We start from the raw sequence: 17,969 nt of genomic DNA, 5'->3' as shown, positions 1-17,969 counted from the left end.
GACTGAATAATGAGTACGCAATACGGATTTTTTATCGATTCAGCGCGTTGCACCGGTTGCAAAACCTGTGAACTGGCCTGTAAAGATTTTAAGAACTTAACCCCGGACGTCAGCTTCCGTCGTATTTACGAATACGCGGGCGGCGACTGGCAGGAAGATAATGGCGTCTGGCACCAGAACGTCTTTGCCTATTACCTGTCGATTGCCTGTAACCACTGTGAAGATCCGGCCTGCACCAAGGTCTGTCCGAGCGGCGCGATGCACAAACGCGAAGACGGTTTTGTGGTGGTAAACGAAGACGTGTGTATCGGCTGCCGCTATTGCCATATGGCCTGCCCGTACGGCGCGCCGCAGTACAACGAAGCAAAAGGTCATATGACCAAATGCGACGGCTGCCATGAGCGCGTAGCGGACGGCAAGAAACCGATCTGTGTGGAATCCTGCCCGCTGCGCGCGCTGGACTTTGGCCCGATTGAAGAGCAGCGTAAAAAGCACGGGACCCTGGCGGCGGTAGCGCCACTGCCGTCTGCGCATTTCACCAAACCGAGCATTGTGATTAAACCGAACGCCAATGCACGTCCGTGCGGCGACACCACTGGCTATCTGGCCAACCCGAAGGAGGTGTGAGATGGGAAGCGGATGGCATGAATGGCCATTGGTACTGTTCACGGTACTGGGGCAATGTGTTGTTGGCGCGACGATCATTACCGGCATGGGCTGGCTGGCCGCGCGTAACGAACGGGCGGATCAACGGCGCATCGTACTGAATATGTTTTTCCTGTGGGTCATCATGGGGATTGCTTTTTTAGCGTCGGTAATGCACCTCGGCTCACCGCTGCGGGCGTTTAACTCCTTAAACCGCATTGGCGCTTCGGCACTCAGTAATGAAATCGCCAGCGGTTCGGTATTTTTCGCCGTAGGCGGTTTCTGGTGGCTGCTGTCAGCGCTGGGTAAAATGCCCGCCGCGTTGGGTCGTCTCTGGCTCATCATCAGTATGCTGCTCGGATTAATTTTTGTCTGGGCGATGACGCGGGTTTATCAGATAGAGACGGTGCCAACCTGGTATAATGGTTACACGACGGCCTCGTTCTTCTTAACCGTAGTGCTTACCGGGCCACTGTTTGCAGCCCTGCTGCTAAAGCTGGCGAAAGTCCCGTTCAATGGCGCGTTTTTCGCCTCACTAAGCGTGCTGGCCTTTTTAGCAAGCGTTGCGGTTGTGGTGATGCAGACCGCAGAGCTTGGGTTTATTCACAGTTCAGTCCAGCAAGCGAATGCACTGCTACCTGACTGGGGGCGCTTACAGGTTTGGCGCTTTGGCTTCCTGGCGGCCGGTTTAGGCTGCTGGATCTGCCCTTTGCTTCGTCGGGTTTCGCCGGGCGCAATCGGGCTCACGCTCGGACTGCTGTTCGTGCTAGCCGGTGAACTCATAGGGCGAGGTCTTTTCTACGGCTTGCACATGACCGTCGGAATGGCGATTGCCGGATAATCTATTGGTGCGGGAGGGTTCCCGCACCCTTTTGAGGAAATGCAGTAATGAATTATGTTCAGCGCAACGATGCTTTAGCTTTCTCCGCCCGCGTTCTTGGGGCGCTGTTTTACTTTGCACCGGATAGCGCGCTTGCCGAGCCGCTGGTTGCCGCCTTTACCGACGGCGAATGGAAAACACAATGGCCCTATCCCATTGATAATGCCGATGCGCTAACCCGCGCATTTTCCACCTCCGCCGATGAGCCACTGGCCGAAGCCTGGCAAAGATTGTTTATTGGCCCGTCAGCGCTACCATCACCGCCGTGGGGCTCCGTCTGGCTTGATCGCGAAAACGTCCTGTTTGGTGACTCGACCCTGGCATTACGTCAATGGATGCGTGAAAACCAGATTGCATTTGATGTGCAGCAAAACGAACCGGAAGACCACTTTGGCACCCTGCTGATGCTCGCCGCCTGGCTAATTGAAAACGAGCGCCCGGAGGCGTGCGATCAGCTCCTGGCCTGGCATCTGCTGCCATGGGCTAAACGCTTTATTGCCGAGTTTATCGAGAAAGCTAACCATCCTTTCTTTACTGCACTGGGGCAATTGACTCAGCAAACGCTGGGACACTGGCAGTCTGACCTGCTGATCCCCGTCGCTGATAAAAAGCTCTATCGCTAAATCATCATGCAACGGCTTCATCACTTCCCCGACATCAAGGCGATGTTTCGTCGCCTGATCATTGCCTGCGTGGTTGGCCTTCTTGCCGCGCTGGGGGTGTCGCTGTTTCGCCACGCCATGTACTTCCTGGAATGGCTGTTTTTAAGTAACGACAGCGGCAGCCTGGTCAATGCGGCGCAAGGGTTAGTCTGGTGGCGTCGCTTAATCACGCCTGCGCTCGGCGGTCTGGCCGCCGGTACGTTGCTGTGGGGCTGGCAGCGCTATACCCGCCAGCGTCCGCATGCGCCGACCGATTACATGGAAGCGCTGGAGAGTGATGAAGGTAAATTCGATACCGGCGCGAGCCTTGTGAAATCAACGGCGTCGCTGCTGGTCGTCGCCAGCGGTAGCGCGATTGGCCGGGAGGGCGCGATGATCCTGCTGGCCGCCCTCGCCGCTTCACTTTTTGCCCAACGTTTTACCCCGAAGGACGAATGGAAACTGTGGATTGCCTGTGGCGCTGCCGCAGGGATGACCAGCGCCTATCATGCGCCGCTGGCGGGCAGTTTATTTATCGCTGAGATTCTTTTTGGCACCTTAATGCTGGCTTCGCTCGGGCCGGTGGTGATATCTGCGGTTGTCGCGCTGCTGGTAACGCAGATGATGAACGGCGGCGCGCAATGGCTGTATCAGGTGAGCGAGGTGCCGACATTAAACGCCAGCCTCTACGCGCTCATGTTAGCAACCGGCCTGGTCTGCGGTCTGAGTGGGCCATTATTGATGGGATTGATGGACGCCAGTCATCGTCTGTTTTTAAAGCTCAAGCTCTCGCCGCCGTGGCAGCTTGCGTTGGGCGGGCTTATCGTCGGAATATTGTCGCTGCTGACGCCGGCCGTATGGGGGAATGGCTACAGTGTTGTGCAGGGCTTTTTATTGGCTCCGCCAGCTTTTGCCATTATTGCCGGGATTTTTTTATGCAAACTGCTCGCCATCCTCGCCAGTAGCGGGTCGGGCGCGCCAGGAGGTGTTTTTACCCCAACGCTGTTTATCGGATTGGCGGTGGGCATTCTGCTGGCAGATGCAGGAGGTCTGGTGTTCGGGGCACATCAGGAGATCGCTATTTTAGTAGGAATTACCGGAATGGCGACGCTGCTGGCAGCGACCACGCATGCACCGATAATGTCGACGCTGATGATTTGTGAAATGACCGGACAGTATACGCTGCTGCCCGGTTTACTGATTGCCTGTGTGCTGGCGTCCGTGCTGTCACGCACCTTACGCCAGGATTCTATCTACCGTCAGCACGTTGCTGAGCATCGCTAGATCGACATACTGGCTCAACTCGCGCTGTTCCGCACGCGGCAGATAAGGCAATTCACCAATAAGCGGCGCGGGCAGTTTCTTGCTCAGAACGTCGATAATCTCGGCATAATGCGCAAGACCTGGGTTGATGCGGTTTGCGACCCAGCCAATCAGCGGCAGGCCGTCATTGGCAATGGCCTGAGCGGTAAGCAGCGCATGGTTAATGCACCCTTCCTGAATGCCCACCACCATCAACACCGGCAGTTGCTCCTGAACAACCCATTCTGATAATGGGCGCAGATCATTCATCAGGCTGCGCCAGCCTCCCGTCCCCTCAACCACGACGTTGTCTACCTGACGGCTTAAATTCGCCAGGCCATCGGACAATAAGGTGTAGTTAATGGGACGGCTGTGCGCGACGCTGCTCTCTTCTTCGCTCAGTGCGATAGGATTGATGGCATCGTAAGGTAACGCCAGCGATGAAACGCTTTGCAGCACCAGCGCATCTTTGTTGCGCAGGCCATCCGGTGTCTCTTTGCTGCCTTTTGCCACCGGCTTATAACCTGCCACCCGTTTCCCGCTGGCGGCGAGCGCCTGTAATAGCGCACGAGAAACCACCGTCTTACCGACGGAAGTATCAGTTCCAGTAATAAAGAAACGATTAAGCATGACTCACTAACCCCACGGCGACGTCGATAAAATATCAAAGCAATGAATAATTCAAGCAGGTGAAAGTTTACGTGATGCACGGGATAGCCGGATTGAGATAGCGCAATTTTTTGCAAAACTGATAAAAATTGTTAACCCTGTAACAGTCTAATCAGTAATGTTCCGTTATACAGCGCATCTTTGACCAGCGCCGCCCCGGCCATCGTGCCTCGGTTAGAAAACTGTGTTTGTTCAACGGCAATGTGTTTGCTGTAGGCGGGTAACGATTGCTGGCGGATACAGTCAGCAATGGTCGGGAAAAGGATGTCGGATGCGGCGTTAAACGGGGAACCGATAAGAATTTTTTGCGGATTAAACAAATTCACCATAATCGCAAGAATGCGCCCCACGTTGGTGCCAATGCTGCTGATAATGTCTTTTGCCAGCAAATCCCCCTGCAAGGCGGATTGGCATAACCAGTCAACCGTCAGCGGCTGCTGGTGCAACATCGAGCTCATGGATTGCTGCATACGCGCCTGAGTCAGCTCCAGCACGCTTTGCACACTGGCAATGGTTTCAAGGCAACCGTGATTGCCGCAATAGCAGCGCTTGCCAAACGGATCAACCTGCGTATGCCCGATCTCCACCAGACTGCTGCTCCCCGCATGCAGCAAGCGACCATCGGTGATCACTCCCGCGCCGACGTTGTGATCGATAACCACCTGAATAACATCACGCGCGCCGCGCGAGGCGCCAAATAACGCCTCGGCCATCGTCCAGGCGCTGATATCGTGCTGGATGTACACAGGCACACCGGTATGCGCTTCAAGCGTCGCGCCGAGCGGCACATCGGTCACATCATAAAACGGCATGCGGTGAATAATGCCGTTCTCCGTATCGATGATCCCGGGCAGCGTGATCGCCACCGCCGTTAAGCGTTCCAGTAAGCGTTGATGGCGAATGAAAAATTGGTCGATATGATTAAGCACACGTTCAAGAAACGGCGTTTCGTGCTCCAGCGCAAGTTCCAGCTGTTCTTCAACGACCAGCATACTGCTGAGGTCGCGTAGAGCAAGATGAATATAACCGCGACCAATGCGCACCGAGAGATAGTGCCAGGCTTGTGTTTCGACCATCAAACCGACGGCGGGACGGCCACGGCTACCCAGTTCCTGAATTTCAGTCTCCTGAACCAGGTGCGCTTCCAGCAGTTCGCGAACAATTTTGGTGATACTGGCCGGAGCCAGTTGCGCCAGTCGGGAGAGGTCGATACGGGAGACCGGGCCGAGTTGATCAATGAGGCGATAGACGGCCCCCGCATTGGTCTGCTTAATTTGATCGATATGGCCTGGCTGACTGTCCGCTACCACCGTGAAACTCCCTTATTTTCGCGCTTCGAAATAAACTGTGGACTATGGTGAAGTACTTCAATGGCCTACGTCAAATTTTTACTTAGCCATGTGATTTACTGCACAATTTTTCATGTTTTTGTCGTAGAAATGCTCACCTTTGCGGCAGTCAGCAGATGTTGTTTAAAACGCTCTGCCGACTGGCTTAGCTCATGATGTTTTGACCACACCAGCCACATTTCCGACACTGCATCTGGCTCTGTAATCGGTACCCAACGCATTTCCTGAAGCTGCACGCGACGAAACGACGCGGGCAGAATAGATACCCCTAGTCCTGAGGCCACAAGGCCAATAATCGTCATTGCCTCCCCCACTTCCTGGGTGATGGTCGGCATTACGCCATAACGACGCATCAGGCCGAGGATATCGTCATACAGCCCGGTTCCCACGTGGGGGTCAAAAAAGACGAAGGGTTCTTTGCTTAACTCAATCAGACTCACCGAGTGCTGCACCGCCAACGGATGGTCGCGGTGGATCATTGCCAGCAACGGTTCACGCAAAATGACCTGCCAGTGAAGCGTGTCGGGTAGTTGTGTATTGCGCATTAATCCTAAATCCAGCGCCCCTTCGGTGAGCGGTGATATCTGCTCGCGGGTATTGGTTTCACGCGTCTGAATATGCACATCCGGGTAATGCTGGCGGAAGGTCGACAAGGTATCGGACACCGCTTTAATAAACGGGGCCGATGAAGTGAAGCCAATATTCAGCTCGCCCGTTTCACCATGATGCAAACGGCTTGCCCTTGCGGCGGCATCATTGACCTGAAGTAGGATCTGGCGGCTATCGGCTAGAAACTGACGCCCCGCAGCGGTCAGGGTGACGCTGCGATTAGTACGCGCAAATAAACGCGCGCCCACCTGCTGCTCAAGAATCTGAATCTGTTGGCTGAGCGGCGGCTGAGAAATGTTTAAACGTGCGGCGGCACGGCCAAAATGCAGCTCTTCAGCGACGGCGACAAAGTAGCGCAGATGTCGAAGTTCAATATTCATACTTTAAAAGTCTTAATTGAGATTATTAATATATTAGACAGAATATTTACAATTTCCTACCCTGAAGTTGTGACCTAAGTCGTTATTACCAAGGATTTTCTCGTGAGCCGCACAACAACCGCAGACCATACTCCCGTAAATGATGTCCGCGATGATCTTTCCCCTTCCGCGAACGTTTATATCCGTCGCGGTACGCCGTCGTTTATTCGTGTGACGCTGGCCCTTTTCTCCGCAGGCCTCGCCACTTTTGCGCTGCTGTATTGTGTGCAGCCAATCCTGCCCGTCCTTTCTCATGAGTTCGGTGTTTCACCGGCGCAGAGCAGTATTTCGCTGTCTATATCAACCGCGATGCTGGCAATTGGCCTGCTATTTACCGGCCCACTGTCTGATGCCATCGGTCGTAAACCGGTGATGGTCACCGCACTGCTGCTGGCTGCCTGTTGTTCCTTACTTTCAACCATGATGACCAGCTGGCATGGCATTTTAATCATGCGCGCGTTGATTGGTCTTTCGCTTAGCGGCGTGGCGGCAGTCGGCATGACTTACTTAAGTGAAGAAATCCACCCGAGTTTTGTCGCTTTTTCAATGGGACTTTACATCAGCGGGAACTCCATTGGTGGCATGAGTGGACGCCTGCTGACCGGGGTAATAACCGATTTCTTTGGCTGGCGCGCCGCACTGGCGGTTATCAGCGCCTTTGCTTTAGGGGCGGCAATTATGTTCTGGCGCATTCTCCCGGAATCTCGTCACTTCCGGGCCAGTTCATTAAAGCCTAAATCTTTGCTGATTAATTTCCGTCTGCACTGGCGCGATCGGGGTCTTCCCCTGCTGTTTATCGAAGGTTTCCTGCTGATGGGCGCATTTGTGACCTTGTTTAACTACATCGGCTATCGTCTGATGCTGTCGCCATGGTCGCTCAATCAGGCGGTTGTGGGCCTGCTCTCCGTCGCCTATCTGACCGGAACGTGGAGCTCGCCAAAGGCCGGAATGATGACTACTCGCTACGGTCGTGGCCCGGTGATGATCTTCTTTACCGGCATTATGCTGCTGGGTCTGTTATTGACGCTGTTTTCCCCGCTGTGGGTTATTTTCCCCGGAATGCTGCTGTTCTCTGCCGGTTTCTTCGCCGCCCACTCGGTCGCCAGCAGTTGGATCGGCCCACGTGCCCGCCGCGCCAGAGGCCAGGCTTCTTCGCTCTATCTTTTCAGTTACTATTTAGGTTCGAGTATTGCAGGGACATTGGGCGGGGTTTTCTGGCATCAATATGGCTGGAACGGCGTTGGGGGATTTATTGCCCTGCTGCTGGTGGGGGCGTTGTTGACGGGGGGGATGCTGCATAGGCGGCTGCAGTGATTGACCTCCTTTTCACAAACAATCGTCGCAGCTATCCGTGTCGTTTTTCGGCATCTTCAATAATTTATAATGGATACATTATTGAAGATGATATAAGCGAGCAGATTTACCAGACTAAACAGGTGGTTAAGGGAATTAAGGACGTGCTTGTTTAGTGGGCTGAACCAAAATTAAATAATAAAAAGCCGGGAAGATTTAATTTTTTTCCCGGCTTTTACATTACAGTTTATTTAGTGCTTGATTAATTTCAAATACTAAAGAATCGATATCTCCAGCATTACCATTATAGACAGGCGCGATCCAATCAAAATCTTTTATCAGATAAATATAAAATCTACCATTTATATCAAATGATGGTCTCCACCCCACATCAAGAATATATCCACCTGGAAATTCAACTTGTAACATATCTTCTTTTAGAGAGTCTTGCTGCTTGTCAAGGGAGATATTCTGTTCTAATGAGAATTCGTTGAATACGATCTCTCCTTTTTTTGTTGAGAAATCAATGTTCATGGTGTTGTTAACCTTAAGAACTCATCTATAGATATTGGATGTCCGTGAATTGTTCCAGCACTAAGTTCAACCCTCATCCATTGAGATGGTTTACCCTCACTGGCTCCAATAACTTCCCCCATATCTTTTACTTTCCAGAGTTTACCATTCGTAACAGGTGTTCCTGAATTAAATACATCATATTCTACAGACTTGATATTAATGTCGGGTTTATATTTTGCTGGCCCTGTTTTAGTGGATTTAATTATATCCTTCCAAGATTTATTCTTAGGAGGGAAATGCTTGTAATTGTGAGGTGTCCATTCAGGCTGTTCCCCCTCACCACATTTTAATCCTAACGGATCAATCCACCATAACGGGTTCGGCGCATACTGATAAAGGTTCCACCCACCATTCACCCCTATCGGGTCCAGCTGGGTAAACCGGCCGCTCTCCGGCGCATAATACCTGAACGTATTGTAGTGAAGCCCCGTTTCCCTGTCCAGATACTGACCCGCGAACCGCAGGTTGTGCGCCGGGTGCATGGAGTAGCTTTCCCGATTTTCCTCTGTCCTCAGCGTTCCCCACAGCTGCATCCGTCCGCGCCAGACTATCTCACCTTCGCTGTTCGTCAGGCACGGCGCAAAACCGTTGGGCAGGCTGTGATAATACAGTACGCGCTGTTGTGGCGCACTGCCGCCGCGGTAACTGTCCACCCGCGCCAGCGGCTGCCAGCTTCCTTCCTCATACAGATACAGCGTGTGCGCCAGCGGCACCTTATCATTGCGCTCACCGCACAGCCGCATCCCGCTCCATTCAAAAAATGTGCGCACGGGCAGCATGCCGTTATGCCGCCAGATCCGTTTCTCTGTCCGCCTGTCCAGCGCATCGTAGCTGAACTCCACCCTCGACCATTCCCGGTCGTTCAGCAGTTCCACCTTTATCAGACGATGGCTGTCATCATAATGCAGCCGCTGCTTAACCCCCGTGCTGACATTGTCACGCTGTGCTAAACGACCAAAACCATCCCAGCGGTAGCGGTACTCTTTACATGCGGTCAGCACATTACCCGGCGCGTCCGGTAACCCCAGCGACTGCCGGTAACCGCTGTCACCCAGACCGTTCATGGCGGCATCGTAGCTGAACGTCCGGCCGTGGCCGTCCTGCTCGTGATGTACTATCTGCCCGCGCTCGTCATAGCGGAACGCGTCCTCCTGCAGGGCACCCGTATCCCTGTCCCGCTCCGGCAGCCCCGGATGGTATCGACCGCTCACCCGCAGCAGATTATCCCGGGCGTCACGGTGATAGCGGATATCCAGCAGCGGCGTCGCCAGCTCGGGCCTGTTCCGGCCGCAGCTCTGACGCGTCAGGTGACCGCAGATATTATAAGCCCGGTACTGATTAAGTGTGCCCTGCGTGCGGCGGATTTCACGGTGCAGCACGTCACGCTCGTATTCTGCTATCACCTCACGGCCGCAGTCGCTGTCCAGATGCGTCTGGAGCAGATGCCCGCTACCGTAATACAGGTGACGTAGCGTCTGATCTCCCGGCAGATGCTCGGCGATCCGGTTACCCAGCCCATCGTACTCATAGCGATAATCGCCGCCGTGGTTATGCTCGGCAAGCAGCCGCCCCAGACGGTTGTAATCAAAACGCAGCGTCGTGGTGCCTTCTGCGGTGATATTGAGGACGGTTGTCTGGTGTAATGCGTAATGATACTCAGTGCGCCGTGATGGGGTCATGCGGGCCGTCTGTCGGCCCAGGGCATCGTACTCAAAGTGAGTCAGCAGAGGCGTACCGCCATCCGTGGGCGTTTCAGTCTGCGTCAGAAGCTGACCCAGCGCATCCCGTTGATACGTTTTTTGTATCCCGGTCAGCCCGGTTTCCTGTATCAGGTTGTCCTGCGCGTCGTACTCAAAACGATAGGCCTCACCTTTTTCATTGAACAGGCGTTTAAGACGCCCCAGCGGGTCGTACTCATACCGTAACGTATAGCCGCCCGGGTCGGTTCGCTGCGTCACCTGACCCCGCGCGTTACGGGTAAAGAGGGTCAATACCCTGCCATAATCCTGATGGCGAATAAGCTCACCTGCCGCATCGTACTCAAACTGCATAAACTCCCCGTCCGGTCGGGTCAGCGTATGCAGACGGTCGGTAGCGGTGTAACCGTAATGAGTGCCATGACTTTCAGCATTGATATGCTGCGTGACACGTCCCCATTCATCATAGCGCCAGCCTGTCACACGATCGGAACAGTCCCGGTACTCCGTCACCTGCCCTCGACGATTATATCGGTAGCGCAGCGCATTTCCCTTCGCATCATGTACCACGGTGTTGTTGCCGTCGGTATCCCACTCCAGCCGGGTGATGTGCCCCTCCGGATCGGTCATACTGATGACATCCCCGATGTTGTTATACTCATACGACCAGACCACCTGTCCGGCTTGTATCCATCTGACCGGGAAAGAAAAACCCGGGAGCCAGGTGATTGCCGTTTTCTCACCCAGCGCATTGGTGAACACGGCAATATTGCCGTATTCGTCATAGGTAAAGGTCTGCGAGTTCCCCAGAGGATCGATGCTTTTAAGCAGCTGCCGTGCGGTGTTCCACTGATATGCCCACTCCGCGCCTGACTCATCCCGCTCTGACGTTATCTGCCCCAGTGCATCCCAGCGCCAGACGCTTTCTCCCCGGCCGGGCTGCACCAGTCGAAGACTCTGGCCCGGCACGTCATAGTCAAACCCGTAATGCTCCAGCAGCACCGGTGGCGTGTCGTTGTGAGCACTTTCCTGGATCCAGTGCTCTATCACTCGCCAGTGAGCCGGGCGCATGTCTCCCGCCTCATCCGTCCAGGCATCAAACGTCTGCCAGCGGTAGTGTGACTCCCGGCCTGCAGGATAATACAGCGCCTGAATCAGGCCATGGATATCACCATATTCACAGCGCAGGATGACGTCGCCATTCGCATCAATGACGTGGCCGAGCTGTCCTTCCGGCGAAAAAGCATAGCTAACCAGCAGACGTTCCTGGCTGCCATCTTCGCTAGACTGCCAGACCTTATGCAGGCGCTCATTTTCATACTGCAGACGAACAACCAGCAGGTGGTCATCATCATGAATATGAGTCAGCACACCAGTAGCGTCATAAACCAGCGTCAGGCTATTAAGGTGCCGGTCCATGATCCTTTCCAGCCGCCAGTAGCCCGAGCGGCCAGGGTCGGGGGCAAAAAAGGAATACTCTCCTGCCAGCGTCTGGATGAGAAAATAGTCCTGTTTACTGCGCCAGACGTGAAACCTTTCGTCCACATAAAAAGCGCTGTCGCCAGGCGTCAGCCCGCCGAGTTTTAAGGCCCGGCCGGCATCATCCATATAGATGAACTGGTCTGGACTATTTTCAGTCAGATCGCTTCGGGGCGGCGTGGTGATATCGGGAGAGGCACTCCGGTATATTGTTGTTTCAAATGGCAACCGCCATCCCCGGCCCAGTATGCCGGTTTGGGTATTACGGCTATCGTAAAGTCGCTGCCAGAGTAGAGGAATATGTCCATCCAGCACAAAATCCAGCTCACTTTCCCCAGCCTGTATTTTCGCTCCGCTGGGCAGATGAATCGGGTTTCCTCTGATAGGACAGGGGGCATTGGGATCGCGTTCTTTATGCGGATGCGGTTCCTTCCCCCCGGTTTTACGTTTTTTAGGCGGTTTACCGAGTGCTTTCCGGGTCAGCAGCCCCACCACAACGTCGGCTGCCAGCCCCATGAACGGATTTTTCCCACTACGGATATTCTTAACGACTTCAGATGGACCACCGATACGAACTTTCATACCGCTCTGGATATGTGAAATCACCGCCTCACAGGTACTGCGATCGCCGTTACGACAGGCGGGCTGACTGTTGATACGGACGGTACGTGAACCTTCCGCCAGAAACAGCTCATTAGGTGGGATAAGGTGTAATTTTGCACACGTTATTTTATCTTCATCGGCAGGTGTGGCATAAGGGTTTGCGCCCGCCACAGTCGGTACCACCATTTCTTTTATTGAACCTGCGGGATCCGCCAAAAAATCACAGGCCATTTTCGCCAGCCCGGCAACGGGCAGCAGTGTAAAGAAAATATTGGCAGCGATGTCCCACGCACTCTCGTCTTCTTCCTGCTTCTTCGCGTCTTCCGCCTCAAGTTTTGCCAGTTCGCCAGCGGGAGGCAATTTACCTGCGGCGCGGGCAGCAGGTTGCTTTTTGATCCTCACATTCGGAGAACCGGTCACAATAAGACCGTCCGGCTTTCCTTTCATGCCAAAAAAGTCCAGCGCATCATCCACCAACGCTCCGGCGCCGTCGGCGATATCATCAATCAGGGAGCCAAACCCGGCCCCCACGCCGCCAATAATGATATTGCTTATAAGAAAAGCGACTACCGGCCCCGCGGTGCCACCGGAACCGATGGTGGCAGCGACGGCGGCTGTCGCGGCCGCTGCAGCGCCTACTGCAACCGCCACATAGATGGCGCCTTTCACAAATGAGGAGACAAAATCGGCTAGTAGCGAGGTATGAACCAGCGGATCGTGGAGTTTAGCGGCAAGAAAATCACTGCCCATGGTAGAGACTCCCTGTCATGCCTGCGTGATATCACGGTGAGCAATAAAGCTGGCCTTGACCTGCTGCCACCATTGCGTTGCAGCTTCATCCAGCGGGGCAAGCCGGGTGAATGTGATGACCATCAGATGCGGTGTCTGTTGGGTACAAAGCAGCTGTTGGTAAATTGTCACATTCTGTTTTTCAAACGAGCAGGTGAGCTCTAGTGCCGGAATATCGCCCAGCATGACGGGCCATGGCTCACTGCTCAGAAAATGACGGGAGTCTTTTTTCAGCATTGCCATCTGGCGGGACAGATAACCCTCGTGAGATTGCCCTTCCGCCAGCTGCACCCGGCTAATGACCAGTGACGCCTGGCGCTGGGGTAATTTCAGGATATTGACGGTTTCATCCACGACATCGTCGCAGTCAGGCAAGCTGAATGTGCCTTCATGAGTAATATAATTCATTTTAAATCAGTCCCTTGAGATTATTTACTGGTGTCCTTGGCGGGGGGGAACGCAGCATCAACTGCACCTTTAATATCTGCAGGTGCAAAGTGCGCACCAATTGTGCCGGGAGTCGCGTCATCCATATTGATATCCACCGTATCGGCTGCGGTGATAGCCCCCATTTTCTTTGCGTAGATATTGAAGTTGTTACAATACCAACTGATATTGCCATCGGCGGTGAGGGTAATGACGGCATCTCCACAGGCGAGCGTGAGCGATGTCGCGCTATTTATCAGACAGGGTCCGGCAACCAGTTCAACTTTGTTTCCCCCCACCAGCGTGTCATGCATATCCTTTACCTGCTGCTTATGGTCGGCATGCACGACAACAACCTGCCCCTCCTGGACATTAATCGCCTGGTTACCGCTGACCGATTCAACATGGTTAGCGCCGACAGCGGTCACCCGGTTATTAAGAACCACCGTTGACATGTCTTTCTGCGCATGCATCGACAGCAATTCCTGCCCGGCTTTATCCTCAAACATCAGCTCGTTATACCCGCTGCCCATATAGGTTTTTGAGCGGATAGTCATCTGAGTTTTCGTCCCCGGCAGCCCACCCGGTGGGGTATTTTCGGCGTGATAGGTTCGACCCATGATGATCGGCTGATCCGGGTCGCCGTTCAGAAAATCAACGATAACCTCCTGGCCCACGCGCGGTATGGCTAAGTTTCCGAACCCCGGCCCCGCCCACGCCTGCGCCACCCGGATCCAGCATGAGCTGTCCTGATTGGCCGGGTTATAACGGTCCCAGTTGAATTTCACCCGCACGCGACCGTGTTCATCGCAGAAGATTTCCTCGCCTTCCGGGCCGGTGACGACCGCTGACTGTGGGCCATCCACCGACGGCTTGGGCTGGGGTACCGGCCGCCACGTTCTGTCTGCCGGGATCACCGTAAAATCATTCTCAAGGGTGGTGCCTGCGCCGGAACGTCCTGCCACTGCCTGCGGCTGACTCCCCTGCAAATCACTGCTCACCACCTGCCATTCCCGGTTCAGACTCACCTGCGGATGTTCCGTCAGCGTGATACGCCGTCCCGGCCATATTGCCGGGGAGCGGCTTTTCCCCTGGGCCTCTTCGGCATTATTGCGCCATCCCTCCATCTGCCAGCGGGTGAAGTTCTGCCCGTGTGCATCCTTGAAGCGTCCCGGATAGTCAAACACCTCGTACTGCGTGTGCTGGTAATCCTGATGTTCACCCTGGTGCTCAAAGCGGCCCGCCCAGCCCGGACGTTTGAAGGTGTAGTCCTTGCCGATAACGGAAGAGGGGCGTATCTGTGCGCTGTGACGGAACTGGCTGATGCATGGCGTGCTCACTTCGCTGCGGGTATTCGGGTTCCACGGGATGTCAAACGCCTTCGGCAGAAAGCGCACCGTGTCGCACAGCACCAGGCTCTGGTCATCGCTGTCCGGTGAGTGCTCTTCGTAAAAGAACAGCCCTTCCTCGGCGGCCATCCGCGCCAGAAAGTCATAATCCGTTTCACCGTACTGCACGCAGAATTCCCTTGCCGGATGCGCCTCGCTGAACAGCGGACTCCAGTCCGTGACCCCGTTTTCCTGAAGTATCGTCCCGAGGATGCTTTTAATGTCCTCATTCTGGAAAATTCGGGAATTCTGGCGCAGCGCGGCACGCCACAGCGGCGGACGGACTCTCATGTTGTACAGCATCTGGTGCCCGTCGTTTTCCCCCTGCTCAAACCAGGTCACAATGCCGTTCACCCGGCGCTGAATCTCCGTGCCCTGCCAGATTTTGAGGTGCGCCGGCTTTTCCAGTACCTGAGAGAAATCGATGCTGAGAAGTTGCTGGCTTACCAGCGAGATATCAAGGGAGAAAAGTTCGGAGAAGGACTGACTCAGATGAAAGGACGTCACGACCAGCGCATCCGACGGCAGGCCGTCCACCTCCAGTGTGAAACGTAATCCTGTAGACATTAATAATAACTCCAGAAGTAATAAAAATTACGAATCCGGCATCAGGATTGAGGCACTAATCATCCCTATGGACGCTAACGTAAATCTATTTACAGATATAATCATAATTATCGCGAGCAAATATATCTATATCACATCATGGTAAGCAAGAAAAAATGGAAGTTAGATTAAAACAAAGCAGTTATTGCAAAAACAAATACAAGATTACAATCAGTTATCATGAAATAATAATTAAGCCAAATAAATAAAATAATGCGCTGCAAAAACAACAAGATAGATAGGTTAAACTTTTTATAAATAGATAAGATAAATATAAATGCAGCAAGTTATAAATAATAAAAACCGCTATCCCATTCGCCGCAAGAATGAATAACCCAAAATACACCCTATTATTTTTAATGACGCTAAATATTCAAATTCGCCGACAAGACTTCTTGGCTGTTTTTTCTACTTAAATAAGCTTTCATTTTATCATCATAGGATGCATCAATATCAATCGAGCTAAACAGCTATCGATTTCATGGCCCTGGCTGGTTCGCCCCACTGATTTTATTGACATAAAATGCCTTCCCACCTCGCCATACTAGCTGGCAATTCCTATAATAAGCCCTCTTCTTCTTACCTATTTATCGTTATGACCTCCTACAGCAACAACACACAGCTCAACCTACGCATTATCTCGATAGTCGTCTTTACCTGTATCTGCTATCTCTCAATAGGCCTGCCGCTGGCGGTACTTCCCGGATTTATTCACTACGATTTAGGGTACAGCACGCTTGTCGCCGGTGCAGTCATCAGTTTGCAGTATATTTCCACGCTGGTGAGTCGTCCTCATGCTGGCCGCTATACCGATGTCTGGGGCCCAAAAAAAGTTGTCAGTCTCGGGATTGTCTGCTGCATGCTGAGCGGGCTGTTCACGCTGGCGGCAGCGGTTTTGCAAAGCTCTCCTATGCTTGCCGTTGGATTATTGCTGATCGGTCGTATTTTCCTCGGCGTTGGCGAAAGCTTTACTTCCACCGGCTCCACGCTATGGGGCATTAAAACCGTCGGCGCGATCCATACATCGCGGGTGATTTCCTGGAACGGCGTCGCGACTTATGTAGCAATGGCCGCTGGCGCGCCGCTTGGTGTACTGCTTAACAGCAAGTTTGGCATTAGTGGGTTCGCGGTGGTGATTGTGCTCATTGCTATCATCGGCCTGCTATTCGCCCGTACTCGCGCCGATGTCAGCGTCAGTGCCGGGGTCAGAGCGCCCTTTCATGTGGTGGCGCGCAAAATTTGGCCCTACGGTCTGGGCTTAGGTTTAGGTACCGTGGGCTTTGGGGTGATTGCAACCTTTATTACCCTCTACTTCACCTCTCATGGCTGGCAAGGCGCTGCGTTCACGTTATCGCTGTTTAGTATCGGCTTTATTTGTATTCGTTTAGTGCTGGGCAATACCATCACCCGATTCGGCGGCCTGCGCGTGTCGCTTATCTGCTTTGTGGTTGAATGCCTGGGGCTGCTGATCATAGGGTTTGCCCCGAATGCCTGGATGGCCGGCGTCGGCGCGTTTCTGACCGGTTCGGGCTTCTCTCTGGTCTTCCCGGCGCTCGGGGTTGAAGCGGTTAAACAGGTTGAAGAACAAAACCAGGGCACGGCGCTGGGAACCTATTCCGCCTTCCTGGATTTGGCATTAGGCATCACCGGGCCAGTTGCAGGCTGGATTGCCGGATATTATCAGTTAGACAGCATCTACCTGATTGCCGCAATCGTGGTGGCATGCGCCTTTATCCTCATGCTGCGCGTTTATTTAGCGCAGCGTCACCAGTCCCTCTGTCAGAGCTAACCTATTGCGGGGCAGCGAAAACTGCCCCGTTACGTCCGCACAACAAATCTCGTACATTACGTTACACAGCGATACCAATGACTCACGGAAAGCTAATCATCCCGCAGGTATAGTTCTTTCAACGGCCCCGCAGTGGGGTTAAATGAAAAACCGATTTGAGGGTATGAGAATGAAAAAAGTATTAGCTCTGGTTGTTGCCGCTGCTATGGGTCTGTCTTCTGCTGCATTCGCTGCTGACGCTGTTGCAACTCCAGCACCTGCTGCCACCGCGACCACCACTCACGCGGCACCAGCTAAAACGACTCACCACAAAAAACACAAAAAAGCAGCCCCTGCCCAGAAAGCACAGGCCGCTAAAAAACACAAAAAATCTGCTGCTAAGTCAGCAACCAAGCCTGTAGAGCAGAAAGCTCAGGCTGCAAAGAAACACAAAAAAGCCGCTGCTAAACCAGCCGTTGCTCAGAAAGCACAGGCAGCGAAAAAACACAAAAAAGCAGTAAAACACGAAGCGGCTAAACCAGCAGCACAGCCAGCAGCGTAAGCAAAGGTTGATAATGGGTCGACGCGATAACCGCATCGATTCGGGGGGTAGCCTTCGGCGGTGAGCCGGGGCCCCACCCGGTGTTGAAACACTTGCCTGGGCTACCCCTAACATTATCCGCATCGGCGCTAATCTAGCGCCGATTTTTTCCTGGAGAGCAATCATGATGCGGCGCTATCGTTTTGAGCTCATCCTGGCTTTACTTATCGTCTGTGCGCTTGTTGCCACGCAGTTTTTCTTTTACTGAGCGTAGTTCGCTGATTTTGCT

Annotated in this window: 14 protein-coding genes; 7 read left to right on the top strand and 7 right to left on the bottom strand. The window is 53.5% G+C overall.

What is annotated here, in order from left to right; translation table 11 throughout:
* Nucleotides 1-9 precede the first annotated feature (9 nt).
* The 4 genes from ACIPDS_RS03810 to clcB are packed head-to-tail and all read left to right on the top strand — an operon-like array spanning nucleotide 10 to nucleotide 3,450.
* Entirely contained in the window at nucleotides 10-627 is a 618-nt protein-coding gene (locus ACIPDS_RS03810; RefSeq protein WP_400732740.1) for a DMSO/selenate family reductase complex B subunit, read from the top strand.
* 1 nt (nucleotide 628) lies between these two features.
* Complete coding sequence (locus ACIPDS_RS03805; RefSeq protein ID WP_400732737.1) at nucleotides 629-1,486, top strand: dimethyl sulfoxide reductase anchor subunit family protein; 858 nt, start codon at nucleotides 629-631, stop codon at nucleotides 1,484-1,486.
* A 47-nt stretch (nucleotides 1,487-1,533) separates the two neighbouring features.
* The gene (dmsD, locus tag ACIPDS_RS03800; protein ID WP_400732734.1) at nucleotides 1,534-2,148 is read left to right on the top strand and encodes a Tat proofreading chaperone DmsD; all 615 of its coding nucleotides are present in this window, start codon (nucleotides 1,534-1,536) and stop codon (nucleotides 2,146-2,148) included.
* Between the two features lie 6 nt (nucleotides 2,149-2,154).
* Nucleotides 2,155-3,450 (top strand): voltage-gated ClC-type chloride channel ClcB, encoded by a 1,296-nt coding sequence (gene clcB / locus ACIPDS_RS03795; protein WP_400732732.1) that lies wholly within the window; start codon nucleotides 2,155-2,157, stop codon nucleotides 3,448-3,450.
* Here the strand turns inward: clcB and bioD are convergent.
* The 3 genes from bioD to ACIPDS_RS03780 all read right to left on the bottom strand — a co-directional run bounded on the left by bioD (nucleotide 3,403) and on the right by ACIPDS_RS03780 (nucleotide 6,475).
* A complete protein-coding gene (gene bioD, locus ACIPDS_RS03790; protein ID WP_166513897.1) occupies nucleotides 3,403-4,098 on the bottom strand; it encodes a dethiobiotin synthase in 696 nt (231 codons plus the stop codon). The genes clcB and bioD overlap by 48 nt on opposite strands.
* Before the next feature lie 131 nt (nucleotides 4,099-4,229).
* On the bottom strand, nucleotides 4,230-5,447 hold the full coding sequence (mlc, locus tag ACIPDS_RS03785) for a sugar metabolism global transcriptional regulator Mlc (protein ID WP_166513898.1): 1,218 nt from the start codon (nucleotides 5,445-5,447) through the stop codon (nucleotides 4,230-4,232).
* A gap of 110 nt (nucleotides 5,448-5,557) precedes the next feature.
* On the bottom strand, nucleotides 5,558-6,475 hold the full coding sequence (locus tag ACIPDS_RS03780; RefSeq protein WP_400732729.1) for a LysR family transcriptional regulator: 918 nt from the start codon (nucleotides 6,473-6,475) through the stop codon (nucleotides 5,558-5,560).
* A gap of 102 nt (nucleotides 6,476-6,577) precedes the next feature.
* On the opposite strand from ACIPDS_RS03780, the gene ACIPDS_RS03775 reads away from it, so the two are divergent.
* Entirely contained in the window at nucleotides 6,578-7,828 is a 1,251-nt protein-coding gene (locus ACIPDS_RS03775) for an MFS transporter (RefSeq protein WP_400732727.1), read from the top strand.
* 219 nt (nucleotides 7,829-8,047) lie between these two features.
* On the opposite strand, the gene ACIPDS_RS03770 is transcribed toward ACIPDS_RS03775, so the two are convergent.
* From ACIPDS_RS03770 to ACIPDS_RS03755, 4 genes are read right to left on the bottom strand one after another with little or no spacing between them, the layout of a single operon-like run.
* A complete protein-coding gene (locus ACIPDS_RS03770) occupies nucleotides 8,048-8,341 on the bottom strand; it encodes a hypothetical protein (RefSeq protein ID WP_400732725.1) in 294 nt (97 codons plus the stop codon).
* Nucleotides 8,338-12,912, bottom strand: coding sequence for an RHS repeat-associated core domain-containing protein (locus ACIPDS_RS03765; protein ID WP_400732722.1), 4,575 nt, complete (start codon nucleotides 12,910-12,912; stop codon nucleotides 8,338-8,340). Before ACIPDS_RS03765 ends, ACIPDS_RS03770 begins: the two co-directional genes overlap by 4 nt.
* 15 nt (nucleotides 12,913-12,927) lie before the next feature.
* Nucleotides 12,928-13,359: a DcrB-related protein gene (locus tag ACIPDS_RS03760; protein WP_400732719.1), complete on the bottom strand. Its 432-nt coding sequence runs from the start codon at nucleotides 13,357-13,359 to the stop codon at nucleotides 12,928-12,930.
* 20 nt (nucleotides 13,360-13,379) lie between these two features.
* Complete coding sequence (locus ACIPDS_RS03755; protein WP_400732716.1) at nucleotides 13,380-15,332, bottom strand: type VI secretion system tip protein VgrG; 1,953 nt, start codon at nucleotides 15,330-15,332, stop codon at nucleotides 13,380-13,382.
* A 634-nt stretch (nucleotides 15,333-15,966) separates the two neighbouring features.
* Here ACIPDS_RS03755 and ACIPDS_RS03750 point away from each other — a divergent pair.
* The gene (locus ACIPDS_RS03750) at nucleotides 15,967-17,160 is read left to right on the top strand and encodes an MFS transporter (RefSeq protein ID WP_400732714.1); all 1,194 of its coding nucleotides are present in this window, start codon (nucleotides 15,967-15,969) and stop codon (nucleotides 17,158-17,160) included.
* 169 nt (nucleotides 17,161-17,329) lie between these two features.
* A complete protein-coding gene (gene asr / locus ACIPDS_RS03745; protein ID WP_400732711.1) occupies nucleotides 17,330-17,701 on the top strand; it encodes an acid resistance repetitive basic protein Asr in 372 nt (123 codons plus the stop codon).
* The last annotated feature ends 268 nt before the right edge of the window (nucleotides 17,702-17,969 follow it).

The organism is Kluyvera sp. NPDC087067 (assembly GCF_044745165.1).
Lineage (GTDB): Bacteria > Pseudomonadota > Gammaproteobacteria > Enterobacterales > Enterobacteriaceae > Kluyvera.
This window is presented reverse-complemented; position numbering and strand designations above follow the sequence as displayed.